Genomic DNA, 14732 nt, shown 5'->3' with positions numbered 1-14732 from the left:
AGCTATCCGCGGGTACTGACAGTATTGCGGCACAGACACGGCAGGAGCGGCAAACTACTGTCCGTGCTTGCCGTCGAAGAAGTCGCGGGCGTCGTCAGATTCCGGCCGTCCCGGAGCCTGCGGCGTGGCGTTGCCGGCCTCAGCCTTGCCGTACAGCTTCTCATCCCCGCTGTCGAGGTCGTCGTCAAGGTCGTCGTCGCCGTCGCGATCCAGCGCGGAGTCGTCGCCTGCCGCGTTTTGCGTGCGCGCCGGCACAGCCGGGGTCTCGGCGAAGCCGCGGAACACAAGGCCGGCGATCGCCGCGCCAACCAGCGGCGCGACCCAGAAGAGCCACAGCTGTTCGAGGGACCAGGAGTTGCTGAAGATGGCCGACGCAGTTGCCCGGGCCGGGTTGAAGGGCGCGTTGCCCACTGCCTGGCCCAGCTGCAGCAGGACGGCGAGTGTGAGGCCCACGGCGAAGGGTGCGGCGGCCTTAGTGGTGTTGCGAGCTGCGGTAGTGCCAAGGAAGACGGCTACCAGCAGGGCCGCGCCCAGGACCTCGACGAGCAGGACGCCGGCCATCGGGGCCTGGATGATGGAGTGCTCGCCAAACCCTGCGGTCACCGTGTCAAAAGCTGCGCGGGTGTCCTCGATCTTGGGGACCGTCCGTAGCACGCCGAACAGTGCCAGGGTTCCGGCAATGGCGCCGACAAGCTGCGCGCCGAGGTACGCCGCGGCTTCCGGCAGCCTGATGCGGCCGGCGATGGCGTTGCCGAGGGTGACTGCCGGGTTGAAGTGGCCGCCGGAAATGTAGGCGAATGCCAGCATGGCGGCGGTGACGGCCAGTCCGGCGGCCAGGGAGGCGGGCAGCGGGTTGGACTGGGGAATCGTGAACAGCGGGACCCCAAGCCCTGCGATCACCAGGAACAGGGTTCCAAAGGCCTCGGCTGACAGGCGGGCCACCAGCCCCGGTTTGAACGCCTCCGGAGCGGCGTGCAAATCGGGACTTGAGGTCTGGTGCGCAGGCACAGGGGAGGTCATGGTTTTGGAAAATCCTTTTGCTTCGTTGCCCAGCCGGTGATTCCGGTGCGCGTGCGGGCGGCGGTGCACCCGGCAATGTACTGTCCGACGTATTCTGCCAACTGAGTCTGGACGCTTGCTGGGTCCGAGCTTAGCGGGCGGGCGGCCTTCGCTGCGACTGTGGCGCCTGCCCGCGGATCGGACCGTGGCCGGCCCGGGGTAAATTTACAGTCATGAGCACTGAACCTTTCCGCCGGACGGCACCGACGCCCGAATCCCGGATCCACGGCTGCCTGCTGGGCGGCGCCCTGGGCGATTCCCTCGGCTACGCCGTGGAATTCGATGACATTTCCACCATCCGGAGCCGCTTCGGCCCCGCAGGGCTCCAGGATTTTTCAGCGCTCGACGCCGGCAGTCACTTCTCGGACGACACGCAGATGACGCTGTACACGGTTGACGGCCTGGTAGAGGCTCTGGAGTGGGCCAATGACGGGACGGCCGCCGACGCCAACGCGTGCGTGTGGCTCGCCTACCTGCGCTGGCTTGCGACGCAGGGGGTACCGGTCCCGCCGTCGGCTCCTGCCCCGCAGCCGCGCTGGATTGATGGCCAGGCAGCCCTGAAGCACCGGCGCGCACCCGGGAATGCCTGCCTCAGCGGCCTGGCCACCGGTGAAATGGGGACCGTGTACCGCCCGGTCAATCCTGACTCGAAGGGATGCGGCACCGTGATGCGTTCGGCGCCGTTCGGGCTTATCCCTCACGTTCCCGCCGAGGCGGTGTACAAGCTGAGTTCCGATGCGGCGTCTTTGACCCACGGGCACCGTTCGGCGCGCCAAAGTGCCGGTACCTTCAGCCTCCTGATCCACGCACTCGTGAGTGGCCAAAGTCTCCCCGAAGCGGCGGAATTCGCCCTTGACCATGCGCGGAGCCAGGCTGACGCCGAGCCCGCCCTCATTGATCGGCTGCAGCGGGCCCTTCAGCTGGCGGAAAGTTCGGGGCAGGACGCAACCGCCGCCCGCCAGCTCAGTCCCGAAGAGCTGGTGCGCGAGCTGGGGGAAGGCTGGGTTGCCGAGGAGGCCCTCGCGGTCGCGCTTTACGCAGTACTGGCTACAGCCCCCGCCGGGGACCTTAATTCGGAGCCCGCCGGTACGGCCCCCCGGGCGCACTTCCGCGACGCCATTGCGCTGGCTGTGAACCACAGCGGGGACAGCGACTCCACCGGATCCATTGCCGGGAACATTTTGGGTGCCTTCTACGGCGAGGAGTGCCTGCCGGCCGAGTGGCTGGAAGCACTGGAAGCCCCGGAGGTGATCCGCGGCATGGCCCGGCAGCTGATCTCGGTTACAGTCGCCTGAGCGAGATGTTGTTGCAGGCTTCGCAGACTTCCGCCGGGATAAGTCCGCGGCGCTGCAGGAACCCGAAGATCACGCAGCCCAGGCAGAAGCCGGCGAATGCTTCCAGCGAGGCTGCCAGCACGAGCACAGCCAGGAGAATCCAGGCAGCGGGAGCAAGACCTGCCGCGAGGAGCAGTGCCGCGGCCGTTGACATGGCCGCACCCATTCCCTGGGCGAAGCGCTTAGGCGGGCCGGGGACCAGCTTGGCCCTGCCCAGGCGCGGCGCCAGGACCTTGACGGAAAGCAGCGCCAGGGGCGAAATCCTGGGGCCGAACAGCACACGCAGCCAGAAACCGGCCGCGATGAGGGCCAGTCCCCATCCCCAGCCGGTCAGCAGCGTCACAGCAGCCAGCACCACCACCATGCCCGCAGTGATCCGGGCGGCGTACTCGTTGACCGGGTTGGGGAATTCGAAAACCTTGCGCCAGTTGACGCCGGCGTGCCCGCTATCTGCGACGGCGCTCGTATCGTTGATGCGGAGTTTGCCCATGCTGCAAGGCTAGGAGGCCCCGTCCGGCACCGGAAGCATTGTTGCCCCGTATGACCCGCCTGCCGCCTCTCGCACAGCATCCGGCAGCCAGGGCCGGAAAACGGAGCCAGCGCCCTGGTTAGAGCAGTGCCGGGGCTGCGGGGACCTGCCCCGCCACCATCTGCAGGAACTCGCCCTCGGACACCACCTCGATGCGCTGACCGCGCTCGTGGAGCTCCAGGACCCGCCGGGCCTTCCCTGTCAGGCGCCCGGATCGAAGGTCGGAGGCCACAAATCCGTCGCCGACCACCAGCACGGTTGTCCGCCCGGTCACCCGGCTTTCCGGCTGAGCGCCAAACTCCGCCGACAGGACCTTGGCGTCCGGGCGGGGCATGGCGAGTTCTCCCGTGAACACCACCGTCTGCCCGAACAGCGGATGATCGGGCTCGGCGTCGGAGTTCGGAACAGGGTTGGCCCCTTCTTCGGGCCAGCCGGGCTTGAACGCGCGCACCGGAGCGGCTCCGTTGCCTCCGCCTCTCCCCAGGGCGGTCAGCGTAGCCTTCGACAGCCCGTCACGCGTGGGATCGAAGGCCTGCTGGTGCGGAACCGACAGTCCAAGGGACAGGAAGAGTTCGGCGATGCTCCCGGCTCCGTTGCGCCGTGCAATGTCTATCAGGATTCCCGCGCACGCCCTCGCATCCTCAGCAGCATCGTGATGGTTGACCAGCGGGACGCCGGCTTCCTCCGCCGCGTAGGGCAGCGAGTTGGAGACCAGTGAATAGCACCGGCGTGACAGCATCACCGTGCACACGTAGTCATAGGCCGGGCCCGGCAGTCCGGACACTTCCAACGCGGAGCGGATCACGCCCAGGTCAAAGGCCGCATTGTGCGCCGCGAGGACGTCTCCGCCGATGAACGCGCCGATCTCGGGGAAGAGCTCGCCGAAGCGCGGCAGGCCGGCAACATCCTCGGGCCGTATGCCGTGGATCCGCACATTGTGGTAGTCGAACCGGTCATGGTTTTCGGGCGGACGCATCAGCCAGGAAGCTTCCTCCACCACCACCCCGCCGCGGACCTTGCTGAGCCCAACGGCACACGGCGAACCGCGGAAGCCGTTGGCTGTCTCGAAGTCGATCGCCGTAAAGTCCAAACCCACGGCTCACACTTTACCGTCGGCCCGCGCCGGCCCCTGTACCGTTCCCCCGCCTGTCGTGCGTGTTGATGGTCACGCCGACGGCGCCCGGCAAGGGCCGACGCCGGAGGTCCAGTAACCTTGAGGGGTGAACCTACATGCGATGAGTGACTTTGCCGTGTCCACCCTCGGGGGTGCGGGACCGGTGCAGCCGCACCTGGCCTCGTTCCTCCCTGACTGGCTCAACCCCCAGATCTTCCTGGCCGATCCGGCACTTGCCCCGTGGGTTGTCCTGCTGGTCTGCGGCATCATCTTCGCGGAGACGGGGCTGCTGATCGGCTTCTTCCTCCCGGGGGACTCCATGCTTTTCACGGCGGGCCTCCTGGTCGCCACGGACACCATCAAGTTCAACATCTGGCTCTTCTCCGCGCTGATCATCGTGGCGGCCATCGTGGGAAACCAGACCGGCTATTTCATCGGTTCCAAGGCCGGCCCGGCCATCTTCAACAAGCCGGATTCCAGGCTGTTCAAGCGCGAGAACGTGGAAAGCGCACACGCCTTCTTTGAAAAGCACGGCGGCAAGGCGCTGATCCTCGCGCGTTTCGTTCCCATCATCCGCACCTTCGTGCCCGTGATCGTGGGCGTCGCGCAGATGAGCAAGCGGAAGTTCTTCCTCTTCAATGTCATCGGTGCCGTGCTGTGGGGCGGCGGAGTCACACTCCTGGGCTACCTCCTGGGCGACCGGGTGCCGTGGGTCCGTGACAACCTGGACATCATCTTCATCATCATTGTGCTGGTCTCCGTGATCCCCATCGGCATCGAGGTCCTGCGCGGGCTGTCCGCCAAACGCCAGGCAGCCCACTTCGGCACCGATGCCGTGGACGAGTACATCGAAGAGCATGCTCCCGAGGGCGAGCGCAAAACCAACATGTAGTTCCAGCCTGCGGACCACACGCCACGACGAAGGCGCCCCACATTTGTGGGGCGCCTTCGTCGTTGTTGCAGTAAGTCGTTGTCGCCGTAACTGGTAGTTGCCGTACCTAGGTCCGGTTCCTCAGGCGATGCTCCGCCAGCGCCTCGACGATCGCGGGCAGCAATGCCCTGAATGCCTGGCCCCGGTGGCTGATGGCGTTCTTTTCCTCGGGGCTCAACTCTGCACAGCTGCGGTCCAGTCCGCTCGGCTGCAGCACCGGATCATAGCCGAAACCGCCCTCGCCCCGTGGTTCGCGCAGCAGTGAGCCTTCGAGCTGGCCGTACTCCACCACCTCGCGTCCGCCGGCCTGGCCCGGGACGGCGAGCGCTGCGGCGCAGACGAAGGCAGCCCCGCGGTATTCATCCGGAACATCCGCGAGCTGGGCGAGGAGGAGCCGCAGGTTCGCGGCGTCGTCACCGTGCCGGCCGCTCCACCGGGCGGAAAAGATGCCGGGGGCCCCGCCGAGGACGTCCACGGAAAGGCCGGAGTCGTCGGCAATGGCCACCAGGCCGGTGGCCTCGGCCACAGCGCGGGCCTTCAGCAGGGAGTTCTCGGCAAACGTCACACCCGTCTCGGCGACGTCCGGCGCGCCGACGGCGCCGGCGTCCACAACCTGCGTGTCGACGTCGAGCCCGGGCACCTGCCCGCGCAGCAACTCGCGCAGTTCGCGGAGCTTGCCTTTGTTGTGTGTGGCAAGGACCAGCACGGGAGCCGGCCCGTCCGCGTGGGTCACGGGGCTTCCGCCAGCGTTTCGCGCTGGATGGCCGCGAGCTGCTCGGTGCCCAGCAGGGCGAGGTCCAGCAGCTGGTTCAGCTCATCGCGGTCGAAAGGGGCTCCTTCGGCGGTTCCCTGGACCTCGACGAACTTGCCGGAGCCGGTGACCACGACGTTCATGTCGGTCTCCGCGCGGACGTCCTCGACATACGGCAGGTCCAGCATGGGGATGCCGTCGATGATGCCGACGGACACGGCAGCGATGGTGTCGATGAGGGGCTGCGCGTTCTTGGAGATCATCTTGTTTTCGCGGGCAAAGCGGATGGCTTCGGCCAGCGCGACGTAGGCACCGGTGATGGCGGCTGTGCGGGTGCCGCCGTCGGCCTGCAGGACATCGCAGTCCAGCACGATGGTGTTCTCGCCGAGCGCCTTCGTGTCAATGATGGAGCGGAGCGAGCGGCCGATGAGCCGGGAAATCTCGTGGGTGCGGCCGCCAATCTTGCCCTTGACGGACTCGCGGTCGGAGCGGGTGTTGGTGGCACGGGGCAGCATGGCGTATTCGGCCGTGACCCAGCCGCGTCCCTCCCCCTTAAGCCAGCGCGGCACGCCTTCGGTCAGGGAAGCCGTGCACAGCACCCGGGTGTTGCCGAATTCGATCAGGGCCGATCCTTCGGCCTGCTTGGACCAGCCGCGGGTGATGCTGATCGGGCGGAGCTGATCAGGAGTACGGCCGTCGGCACGAATGACGGGGGTGGCAATTGCTTCAGAAGTCATGCCTTTAGCTTATCGACCCGCACGGTCCCGCCGGACACCGGCCAGGACGCACTGCACCGCCCGTACTGCCAACGGCAGGCTCAGACGGTGTAGTGGACTCCGGCCACTGCAACCGCAACGTCGCCGTTGAACACCGGTTTCGCCTCGGCCATCACCTTGGTCTGCGACGTCCACACCGGAATGTGCGTGAGGAGCAGCCGGCGTGCCCCGGCGGCGGCGGCGGCCTCACCGGCGCGCTTTCCGGTCAGGTGCACATCCTTGATGTCGTCGTCCCGGCCTTCTTCAAAGGCGGCCTCGCACAGGAACAGGTCCGCGTCCTTCGCAGCCTCTTCCAGCCCGGCGCAGGAGTCCGTGTCCCCCGAATACGTGAGCACCCGGGTGACCGGCACGCCGTGCGCGGACGGTTCGGTGACCTCGACGCGGAGGGCGTAAGCCTCCTCGACGGGGTGGTTCACTGCGAACGGTGTCACGGTGTACGGACCAACGGTGACGGACTGCCGTTCAGTCCAGTTGGTGAAGTCGAATTCCTCGTGCATGCCGGGGTCGAGCTCCAGCCCGTAGGCCGTGGCCATCCGGTCCGCCGTGGCGGCAGGGCCCCAGACCGGAATCCGGTCACGCCCCCAGCCGCCCGGCTTCCAGCGCACAGCCACGTGCAGGCCGCACAGGTCCATGCAGTGGTCCGGGTGCAGGTGCGTGAGGAAGATCGCGTCGATGTCCTCCAGGTCCGTATACCGCTGGATTGCTCCGAGCGCCCCGCTGCCGAGGTCCATCACGATCTTCCAGGTCCGCTGGCCGTCGTGGGCGGTCAGCAGGTAGCACGACGCCGGCGAGCCCGGTCCCGGAAAGGAGCCGGTGCACCCAACAATGGTCAGCTTCACAGGCGGGAACCTCCGGCTGCGGAACCGCTGACGAAGTTGGAAAGCCGCGGCCGGGCGGCGCCGGACTGGGCGGCCGCGATCATCTCCGGCGTTATCCTTGCCAGGCTGCCGGTGGGGTACTGCGCGGCGACGTGGTCAACGTGCCGGACGCTGAGCACTTCGGGCCCCAGGAAACGCCTGGCCAGAGTTTCGAACTGGCCCGCCTCGCCGGTGGCGATGAAATGGTGCTGCGGCGGCGCGTCGAGTGTCCGCTGCAGGTCGTGCGAAACCAGCGCCCGGTAAACGTCCTTGGCGGTCTCCTCGGCGCTGGAGACCAGCGTGACGTCTTCGCCCATGACGTAGGAGATCACGCCGGTAAGCAGCGGGTAATGGGTGCAGCCGAGGACCACGGTATCCACTCCGGCGGTCCGGAGTGGCTCAAGGTATTCCCGGGCAACGGCCAGCAGTTCCGGGCCGGTGGTGACTCCGGCCTCCACGTAGCTGACGAACGCCGGGCAGGCCACGGAGGTGATGTGCAGGTCCGGGGCGGCGGCGAACGTGTCCTCGTAGGCGCGGGAGCCCACGGTGGCGGATGTCCCGATGACGCCCACCCGCCCGCTCCGGGTGGCGGCCACGGCCCGGCGAACGGCGGGCTGGATCACTTCGAGAACCGGGATGCCGTAACGCGCCGTATACCGTTCGCGGGCATCCCGCAGCACGGCTGCGGAGGCGGAGTTGCAGGCAATGGTCAGCAGCTTGACGCCGGAATCAACCAGCTCGTCCATCACACCCAGGGCGTTGGCCCGGACTTCCGCGATAGGCAGCGGGCCGTACGGGCCGTTGGCGGTGTCACCCACATAGAGGATCGACTCGTTGGGCAGCTGGTCGATGATGGACCGCGCCACGGTAAGCCCTCCGACGCCGGAGTCGAAGATGCCGATAGGCCGCGAGCCCATGGGGCTGTTGTCCGTGCTGATCGCTGGGGAATCCGCCGCAGCTCCCGCTGCCGGATCCATGCTCGAGGCTGTTGTCATGATTATTCGAGGATAGGGCTTCCCTGTTGGTGCGGCCATCACATTGTGTCGTCCGACTCATGTCGGTTGGGTCACACTTGCGGGACGGGCCGCCGGGGGCCGCGCGACGGTCCGGTCAGCCGCGCGATTCCATGGACTGGAGCATGGCCTGCACCAGTGATTCCTGCAGCCAGGTAGTGAAGTTGTACACCAGCGCCAGGTAGCTTTCCACGTCTTCGGCCTGGGACCAGTCCTGCATGGTGTGGACGTGGTCGGCGTCGGCGTCGTCCCGGATGTCCAGCCGTTCGGCCAGGACAAGGCGGACGTCGTTGAGCGCCTGGGACCAGTGCCGGGCATCGGCGGGCGAAAGAACCACGTCATTGGTGTCCAGGCCCAGCGACGCGGCGCGCAGGGCGCCGATCTTGTTTTCCCGCAGCGAGCGTTCGGTGAGCTGGCGGAATTCCAGGGAGGCGGCGTCGTCGTTCTTCGTGACGTTGGGCAGCAGCCGCCGCAGCGCACGGTCTGACGGTTCCCGGACGTTCATGTCCAGCCCGATCAGGGCAGTCAGCGGATCTTCGCTGGCACTTTCCGACGGCTCGAGCATGGAGATGACGTCGTCGATCAGGCTGCGCAGCAGCTCCCGTTCGGCGGGTTCCAGGTAGCCGGTAATTCCTTTGAGTCCGTATTTGAATGCCTTAGCCACGTTTGCCCTTGCCCTTGCCGGATCCGCCCTCTTTGCCGCCACCGGTGGCTTTTTCCACCGTTGCCCACAGGCCGTAGCCGTGCATGGCGACGGCGTGCTGCTCCACCTGTTCCTTGCTGCCGTGCGCCACGATGGAGCGTCCCTTCTTATGGACCTCCATCATGAGCTTGTTGGCTTTGGGCTCCGAATAGCCGAAATAGCTCTGGAAGACGTAGCTTACATAGCTCATCAGGTTGACGGGATCGTTCCAGATCACCAGGTTCCAGGGAATGTCCGGGGCGGTCAGGGCGTCGGTGGACGTCACTGTTCCGGTCTGGGTGCTCTCCTGGGTGTCAGGGCCGAGCGCAACGCTTAAGGTCATCTGTCCATTCTAGGGCGATGATGGGCCCACGCCGGATGGGCCCACGCCGGATGGGCCCCGCGGCGAAGCGAAGCAAGACGTGGGAGCCGGTGGGTGGGCCCACGCCGGCGAGGGCCCCGCGGCGAAGCGAAGCGAGACGTGGGAGCCGGTGGGGACTAGAGTGAATTTCGTGAGTACCTCTGCTGGCTGGGACCATCCCGGCACGTCCTTGTACACCGACCATTACGAGCTGACCATGCTCCAGGCGGCGCTGCATTCCGGCGCCGCACACCGGAAGTCGGTGTTTGAGGCGTTCGCCCGGCGGCTTCCGGACGGCCGCCGCTACGGGATTGTGGCCGGAACAGGCCGGCTGCTGGAGGGCATCGCGGACTTCCGCTTCGGCGGCCCCGAGCTGGATTTCCTCCGGAGCACCGGAGTGGTCAACGCCGAAACCCTGGACTATCTGGCCGGATTCCGCTTCACCGGTGACATCTGGGGTTACGCGGAGGGCGAAGCATATTTCCCCCACTCCCCCATCCTGATTGTGGAATCCACGTTCGCCGAGGCGTGCATCCTGGAGACGTACATCCTCTCGGTGCTCAACCATGACAGCGCCATCGCCTCCGCGGCGTCCCGGATGATCACCGCGGCAGGCAACCGCCCCTGCATCGAAATGGGCTCCCGGCGGACCCAGGAGGAATCCGCAGCCGCCGCCGCCCGCGCAGCCGTCATCGCCGGCTTCGACAGCACTTCCAACCTGGAGGCCGGCCGGCGCTACGGGATCAAGACCGTGGGCACCGCGGCCCACTCCTTCACGCTTCTCCATGACACCGAACGGGAAGCCTTCGAAGCGCAGATCGCCTCGCTCGGCAGCGGAACCTCGCTGCTGGTGGACACGTACGACGTCGAAACGGCCGTCCGTACGGCCGTTGACCTTGCGGGACCCGAGCTGGGGGCCGTCCGGCTGGACTCCGGAGACCTCGTGGCCCAGGCCCAGTGGGTCCGGCAGTTGCTGGACGATCTGGGCAACGAAAACACCAAGATTGTGGTCACCTCCGACCTGGATGAATACGCCATCGCAGCCCTGCAGTCGGCGCCGGTTGACTCCTACGGCGTGGGCACCTCGCTGGTCACCGGTTCCGGCGCACCCACGGCGAGCATGGTGTACAAACTCGTCAGCCGCACGGATGACACCGGTGAATTTGTTTCGGTGGCCAAGGCGGCCAAAAACAAGGCGAGCAAGGGCGGCCGGAAATACGCCCTGCGAAAGCTGAACGAGCGGGGCGTCGCCACCCAGGAAATCGTGGGCGTGGGTCACCGGCCTGAGGACGACGGCAACGACCGCCAGCTGCTGCAGCAGTTCATCAAAAACGGCGAACTGCTTCCCGGCTGGACCGGAACCGAGGGCGTGACCCGGGCCCGCCAGCGTCACATGGACTCCATGGCGGAACTTCCCGCCGTGGTCAACCGCCTGCAGCGCGGCGAACCGGCTATCCCTACTCTCTACGAGGAAACTGAGGAGATCTGATGTCCCGCGCCCTGATCATTGTTGATGTCCAGAACGATTTCTGCGAGGGCGGCTCCCTCGCCGTCAAAGGCGGGGCCGAAGTGGCCGGCGCCATCAGCGAATACGTGGATGCCCACCACGGCCAGTTCGACCACATCGTGGCCACGCAGGACTGGCACATCGAGCCCGGCCCACATTTCTCAGAGGCTCCCGACTTCATTGACACCTGGCCGCCGCACTGCGTCGCGGGAACCCGCGGCGCGGAGCTGCATCCGGACCTGGACACCGAGTACATCCAGGCCTACTTCCAGAAGGGCCAGTTCACTGCCGCCTACTCCGGCTTTGAAGGCATCCTGGCGCCCGAGGACGCCGTTCCGACCGGCGACCGCAAGCCCGGCGCTCTGCCGTTGCCGGACGACGCGGCGGCGCTAACCGCCAGTTCGTTTGCCGACGAGGACGCGATCGGCCTGGACGACTGGCTGCAGAGCCACGACGTGGAAGACGTTGTGATCGTGGGCATCGCCACCGACTACTGCGTCATGGCAACGTCCCTGGATGCCGTCCAGGCCGGCTACTCCGTGACGGTGGTCAAAAACCTGACCGCGGGGATTGCCGACGACCTTGACGACGCCTACGCCGAAATGGAGCTCGGCGGCGTGGACCTGGCCTGAGCCGGCCTATTTGCGGCCGATGAACCAGTCCTGAAGCTTCCGCAGCCTGGCCTGCAGCTGTTCCTCGTTGGCCTGCGCCACGGGAGGACCGCCGCAGACGGTGCGGAGCTTGGTGTGCACCACGCCGTGCGGCGTTCCTGTCCGGGCGGACCAGGCAGCCACGTTCTTGGCCAGTTCGTTGCGCAGGTCCATCAGCATCCGGTGGTCCGGCACGGCCGGCGAAGCAACAGGCTCCGCGGACCTGAGCTTCTTGCGGCTCTGCTGTTCGTGCTGGCGCTGGCGCAGCAGCGTGCCCACCTGCTCGGCGTCCAGGAGCCCCGGAATTCCGAGGAAGTCCAGCTCGTCATCTGACCCGATGTCGCCGCCGGTGCCGAACTCGCCGCCGTCGAACAGTACGCGGTCGAACGATGCCTGCGAGTCCAGGGCCTCGAACTTGCCCTTGGTGAGGCTGTCGGAGGCTTTGTCCTCCCGGTTGGCCTCGTCCATCAGCGAGTCCTCCGGATTGAACAGGCCGTCGGCGTCCTCTTTTTCCGGCCGGTCCAGGGCATGGTCCCGTTCGGCCTCCATCGAGTTCGCGAGCGCGGTCAGCTGCGGAACCGACGGCAGGAACACGGAGGCCGTCTCGCCCCGCTTCCGTGCACGCACGAAACGGCCCACGGCCTGGGCGAAGAAGAGCGGCGTGGACGTGGAAGTGGCGTAGACACCTACGGACAGCCGGGGCACGTCCACGCCTTCGGAGACCATGCGGACGGCTACCATCCAGCGCTTTTCGCTGGCGGTGAATTCCTCGATCTTGCTGGATGCCTTGGCGTCGTCGGAAAGGATGACGGTGGGCGATTCTCCGGTGATCTTCTTCAGCTGGCCGGCGTAGGCGCGGGCGTCCTCGTGGTCGGTGGCGATCACCAGGCCGCCGGCGTCGGGAACAGTCCGGCGGACCTCGCTCAGGCGCTTGTCCGCCCCGGCCAGCACGGCCGGGATCCATTCGCCGGCAGGGTTGAGCGCGGTGCGCCAGGCCTGCGAAATGATGTCCTTGGTGACGGCCGATTCGCCAAGGGAAGCGGCCATCTCCTCGCCCCCGCTGGTACGCCAGCGCATCTGCCCCGAGTAGGCCATGAACATGACGGGACGGACCACGTGGTCACGCAGGGCGTTCCCGTAGCCGTAGGTGTAGTCGGCCTTGGAGCGGCGGATGCCGTCCCGGTCCTCGGCGTACTCCACGAACGGGATGGGTGACGTGTCGGAGCGGAAGGGCGTTCCGGTCAGCGACAGTCGGCGTGCTGCCGGGTCAAAGGCTTCGCGGAGGCCGTCGCCCCAGGACAGGGCTTCGCCGCCGTGGTGGATCTCGTCCAGGATCACCAGGGTACGGGCGGCCTCAGTCTTCGCGCGGTGCAGCATGGGCTTGCTGGCCACCTGCGCATAGGTCACGGCCACGCCAATGAAGCCGCGGCCGTGCTGCCCGTCGGCGTTCTTGAAGTTGGGGTCGATCGCAATCCCCACCTTGGCCGCGGCATCGGCCCACTGGCGTTTCAGGTGGTCTGTGGGTGCCACGATGGTCACGCGGTTCACGGTGCCGGCTTCGATCAGCATCGAGGCCACCCGCAGGGCGAAGGTGGTCTTGCCCGCGCCCGGGGTTGCCACGGCCAGGAAGTCCCGGGGACCGGCCGCAAAATAACGGTCAAGCGCCTCCTGCTGCCAGGCACGGAGCTTCGGCGCGGTTCCCCACGCTGCCCGTTCAGGGTAGGCCGGTGGCAGCGTTGGCCCGCCAAAGAGTGTCTCCGTCACGCAGAGCCCTCAGTTCCCCGCATTGCGGCAGCCGTCAGCGAAAGACACATAAACATAAACACCAATCTGTTCCGGAAGAGCCGCACTGATCCGGTAACCACAGTTAGCCGCAATCAATATCGTCACGGGACGCGCGCAGCATGGAATTGCGCACCGTGATTTGTCGCCCTGCTCGGGCAGGGCGCGGTCGCCTCAGGGAGTGGGCGGCCGCAGGAGGGGCCGGCTACTTGCCGGAATCGCCGTCCGAGCCCTTGCCGCCGTCGTTACCGGGGCGCAGGCCTTCGTAGACCTCTTTGCACTCGGGGCAGACCGGGAACTTCTGGGGATCGCGGCCGGGGGTCCACACCTTGCCGCACAGTGCGATGACCGGCTCGCCCGTCATGGCCGATTCCATGATCTTCTCTTTGCGCACGTAGTGGGAGAACCGCTCCCGGTCGCCGGGCTCCACTTCCTGGCGCAGTTCCTCGCGCTCGATAGTGGCAGTGGACGTTCCTGCTCCGGAAAGCTCACGCATCGGGTCGTTTTCGAGGGGATCCGTCATGCTAGTCATGGCATCCATCTTAGCCGTTGTGCCGGACAAAAAACTGAACCCCGGACTACAGGCCCTGCCACTCGGGCTTGTTGTCATAGGTGTGGCGGTAGTAGTCCGCCAGCCGCAGCGACGACGCAGCGGCCTCATCCACCAGGACTGTGGCGTGCGGGTGCATCTGCAGCACGGACGCTGCGCAGATGGCTGCGACCGGACCCTCTACGAAGTCCCGGACAGCCTGTGCCTTCTGGGCGCCGGTTGCAATCAGGATCACATGGCGGGCGTCCATGATGGTGCCCAGCCCCTGGGTGAGCACATGGTGGGGAACGTCCTGGATGCTATTGAAGAATCGGGCGTTGTCCCGGCGTGTCTGTTCGATCAGGCTTTTGATCCGGGTCCTCGATACCAGCGAGGACCCGGGCTCATTGAACCCGATGTGGCCGTCCGTGCCCACTCCCAGCAACTGAAGATCCACGCCTCCGGCCGCCTTGATGGCTTCCTCGTAGGCCTGGCAGGCGGCCAGGATATCCGACGCCGAGCCGTCGGGGCTGTGCACGTTCGCCGGATCGATGTTCACGCGGTCCGTGAACTCCCGCCGGATCACCTCGCGGTAGGACTGCGGATGCCCCGGCTCAAGGCCCACATACTCGTCCAGGGCAAAGCCGTGGGCACGGCTGAAGTCGAGGCCATCCGCCTCATGCCTGCGGGCAAGCTCATCGTAGACCGGCAACGGAGAGGACCCGGTGGCCAGCCCCAGGACAGCGCCCGGTTTCCGGCGCAGCAGGGCCTCAATGGCGTCCGCAGCCAGTGATGCGATCTGTTTGCTGCCCGGGAGGATGACAACTTCCACGTGGGGCCACCTTTCTTGTGCCTCG

Annotated in this window: 16 protein-coding genes; 4 read left to right on the top strand and 12 right to left on the bottom strand. The window is 66.7% G+C overall.

Translation table 11 applies throughout. The features are described 5' to 3' along the window. Nucleotides 1–54: 54 nt before the first annotated feature. Nucleotides 55–1020, bottom strand: a complete 966-nt coding sequence (locus J2805_RS11230) for an MIP/aquaporin family protein (protein WP_309976088.1) — start codon at nucleotides 1018–1020, stop codon at nucleotides 55–57. 212 nt (nucleotides 1021–1232) lie between these two features. Between J2805_RS11230 and J2805_RS11225 the strand changes: the two genes are divergently transcribed. Further along, complete coding sequence (locus J2805_RS11225) at nucleotides 1233–2354, top strand: ADP-ribosylglycohydrolase family protein (RefSeq protein ID WP_309976086.1); 1122 nt, start codon at nucleotides 1233–1235, stop codon at nucleotides 2352–2354. Here J2805_RS11225 and J2805_RS11220 read toward each other — a convergent pair. Next, nucleotides 2341–2883 (bottom strand): DUF4395 domain-containing protein, encoded by a 543-nt coding sequence (locus J2805_RS11220; protein ID WP_309976084.1) that lies wholly within the window; start codon nucleotides 2881–2883, stop codon nucleotides 2341–2343. The two genes, J2805_RS11225 and J2805_RS11220, sit on opposite strands and share 14 nt — an antisense overlap. 118 nt (nucleotides 2884–3001) lie before the next feature. Next, the gene (locus J2805_RS11215) at nucleotides 3002–4018 is read right to left on the bottom strand and encodes a 3'-5' exonuclease (RefSeq protein WP_309976082.1); all 1017 of its coding nucleotides are present in this window, start codon (nucleotides 4016–4018) and stop codon (nucleotides 3002–3004) included. Nucleotides 4019–4157: 139 nt separating this feature from the next. Here J2805_RS11215 and J2805_RS11210 point away from each other — a divergent pair, with 139 nt between their 5' ends. After that, nucleotides 4158–4928, top strand: a complete 771-nt coding sequence (locus J2805_RS11210) for a VTT domain-containing protein (RefSeq protein ID WP_309976079.1) — start codon at nucleotides 4158–4160, stop codon at nucleotides 4926–4928. Between the two features lie 106 nt (nucleotides 4929–5034). Here J2805_RS11210 and rdgB read toward each other — a convergent pair whose 3' ends face one another. The 6 genes from rdgB to clpS form a co-directional block, all read right to left on the bottom strand. Continuing rightward, a complete protein-coding gene (rdgB, locus tag J2805_RS11205; protein ID WP_309976077.1) occupies nucleotides 5035–5700 on the bottom strand; it encodes an RdgB/HAM1 family non-canonical purine NTP pyrophosphatase in 666 nt (221 codons plus the stop codon). Continuing rightward, the gene (gene rph, locus J2805_RS11200) at nucleotides 5697–6455 is read right to left on the bottom strand and encodes a ribonuclease PH (protein WP_104172370.1); all 759 of its coding nucleotides are present in this window, start codon (nucleotides 6453–6455) and stop codon (nucleotides 5697–5699) included. Before rph ends, rdgB begins: the two co-directional genes overlap by 4 nt. A gap of 80 nt (nucleotides 6456–6535) precedes the next feature. Further along, nucleotides 6536–7333 (bottom strand): MBL fold metallo-hydrolase, encoded by a 798-nt coding sequence (locus tag J2805_RS11195; protein ID WP_309976073.1) that lies wholly within the window; start codon nucleotides 7331–7333, stop codon nucleotides 6536–6538. Next, a complete protein-coding gene (gene murI, locus J2805_RS11190) occupies nucleotides 7330–8346 on the bottom strand; it encodes a glutamate racemase (RefSeq protein WP_396134302.1) in 1017 nt (338 codons plus the stop codon). The genes J2805_RS11195 and murI overlap by 4 nt, the downstream gene beginning before the upstream one ends. 115 nt (nucleotides 8347–8461) lie before the next feature. Next, nucleotides 8462–9028: a DUF2017 domain-containing protein gene (locus J2805_RS11185; protein ID WP_309976069.1), complete on the bottom strand. Its 567-nt coding sequence runs from the start codon at nucleotides 9026–9028 to the stop codon at nucleotides 8462–8464. Beyond that, nucleotides 9021–9389 (bottom strand): ATP-dependent Clp protease adapter ClpS, encoded by a 369-nt coding sequence (clpS, locus tag J2805_RS11180; protein WP_309976067.1) that lies wholly within the window; start codon nucleotides 9387–9389, stop codon nucleotides 9021–9023. Before clpS ends, J2805_RS11185 begins: the two co-directional genes overlap by 8 nt. A 169-nt stretch (nucleotides 9390–9558) precedes the next feature. Between clpS and J2805_RS11175 the strand changes: the two genes are divergently transcribed. Both J2805_RS11175 and J2805_RS11170 read left to right on the top strand, forming a co-directional pair. Next, the gene (locus J2805_RS11175; protein ID WP_309976064.1) at nucleotides 9559–10896 is read left to right on the top strand and encodes a nicotinate phosphoribosyltransferase; all 1338 of its coding nucleotides are present in this window, start codon (nucleotides 9559–9561) and stop codon (nucleotides 10894–10896) included. Next, a complete protein-coding gene (locus tag J2805_RS11170) occupies nucleotides 10896–11546 on the top strand; it encodes an isochorismatase family protein (RefSeq protein ID WP_309976062.1) in 651 nt (216 codons plus the stop codon). The genes J2805_RS11175 and J2805_RS11170 overlap by 1 nt, the downstream gene beginning before the upstream one ends. Before the next feature lie 6 nt (nucleotides 11547–11552). On the opposite strand, the gene J2805_RS11165 is transcribed toward J2805_RS11170, so the two are convergent. From J2805_RS11165 to nagB, 3 genes are all read right to left on the bottom strand, one after another. Beyond that, on the bottom strand, nucleotides 11553–13328 hold the full coding sequence (locus tag J2805_RS11165; protein WP_309976059.1) for a DEAD/DEAH box helicase: 1776 nt from the start codon (nucleotides 13326–13328) through the stop codon (nucleotides 11553–11555). 223 nt (nucleotides 13329–13551) lie between these two features. After that, nucleotides 13552–13887 carry a DUF3039 domain-containing protein gene (locus J2805_RS11160; protein ID WP_309976058.1) on the bottom strand — a complete coding sequence of 112 codons (336 nt, stop codon included), beginning with the start codon at nucleotides 13885–13887 and terminating at the stop codon, nucleotides 13552–13554. 37 nt (nucleotides 13888–13924) lie between these two features. Beyond that, nucleotides 13925–14707 carry a glucosamine-6-phosphate deaminase gene (gene nagB / locus J2805_RS11155; RefSeq protein WP_309976056.1) on the bottom strand — a complete coding sequence of 261 codons (783 nt, stop codon included), beginning with the start codon at nucleotides 14705–14707 and terminating at the stop codon, nucleotides 13925–13927. Between the last annotated feature and the right edge of the window lie 25 nt (nucleotides 14708–14732).

Source organism: Arthrobacter oryzae (assembly GCF_031454875.1).
Taxonomy (GTDB): Bacteria; Actinomycetota; Actinomycetes; order Actinomycetales; family Micrococcaceae; genus Arthrobacter; species Arthrobacter oryzae_D.
Note: the sequence above shows the minus strand (reverse complement) of the source record. Positions and strands in the feature narration are given on the sequence as shown.

Coding starts and splice junctions, on each gene's coding strand:
- J2805_RS11230 (WP_309976088.1), bottom strand. CDS start 1,020: ATGACCTCCCCTGTGCCTGCGCACCAGACCTCAAGTCCCGATTTGCAC.
- J2805_RS11225 (WP_309976086.1), top strand. CDS start 1,233: ATGAGCACTGAACCTTTCCGCCGGACGGCACCGACGCCCGAATCCCGG.
- J2805_RS11220 (WP_309976084.1), bottom strand. CDS start 2,883: ATGGGCAAACTCCGCATCAACGATACGAGCGCCGTCGCAGATAGCGGG.
- J2805_RS11210 (WP_309976079.1), top strand. CDS start 4,158: ATGAGTGACTTTGCCGTGTCCACCCTCGGGGGTGCGGGACCGGTGCAG.
- rph (WP_104172370.1), bottom strand. CDS start 6,455: ATGACTTCTGAAGCAATTGCCACCCCCGTCATTCGTGCCGACGGCCGT.
- murI (WP_396134302.1), bottom strand. CDS start 8,346: ATGACAACAGCCTCGAGCATGGATCCGGCAGCGGGAGCTGCGGCGGAT.
- clpS (WP_309976067.1), bottom strand. CDS start 9,389: ATGACCTTAAGCGTTGCGCTCGGCCCTGACACCCAGGAGAGCACCCAG.
- J2805_RS11170 (WP_309976062.1), top strand. CDS start 10,896: ATGTCCCGCGCCCTGATCATTGTTGATGTCCAGAACGATTTCTGCGAG.
- J2805_RS11160 (WP_309976058.1), bottom strand. CDS start 13,887: ATGGATGCCATGACTAGCATGACGGATCCCCTCGAAAACGACCCGATG.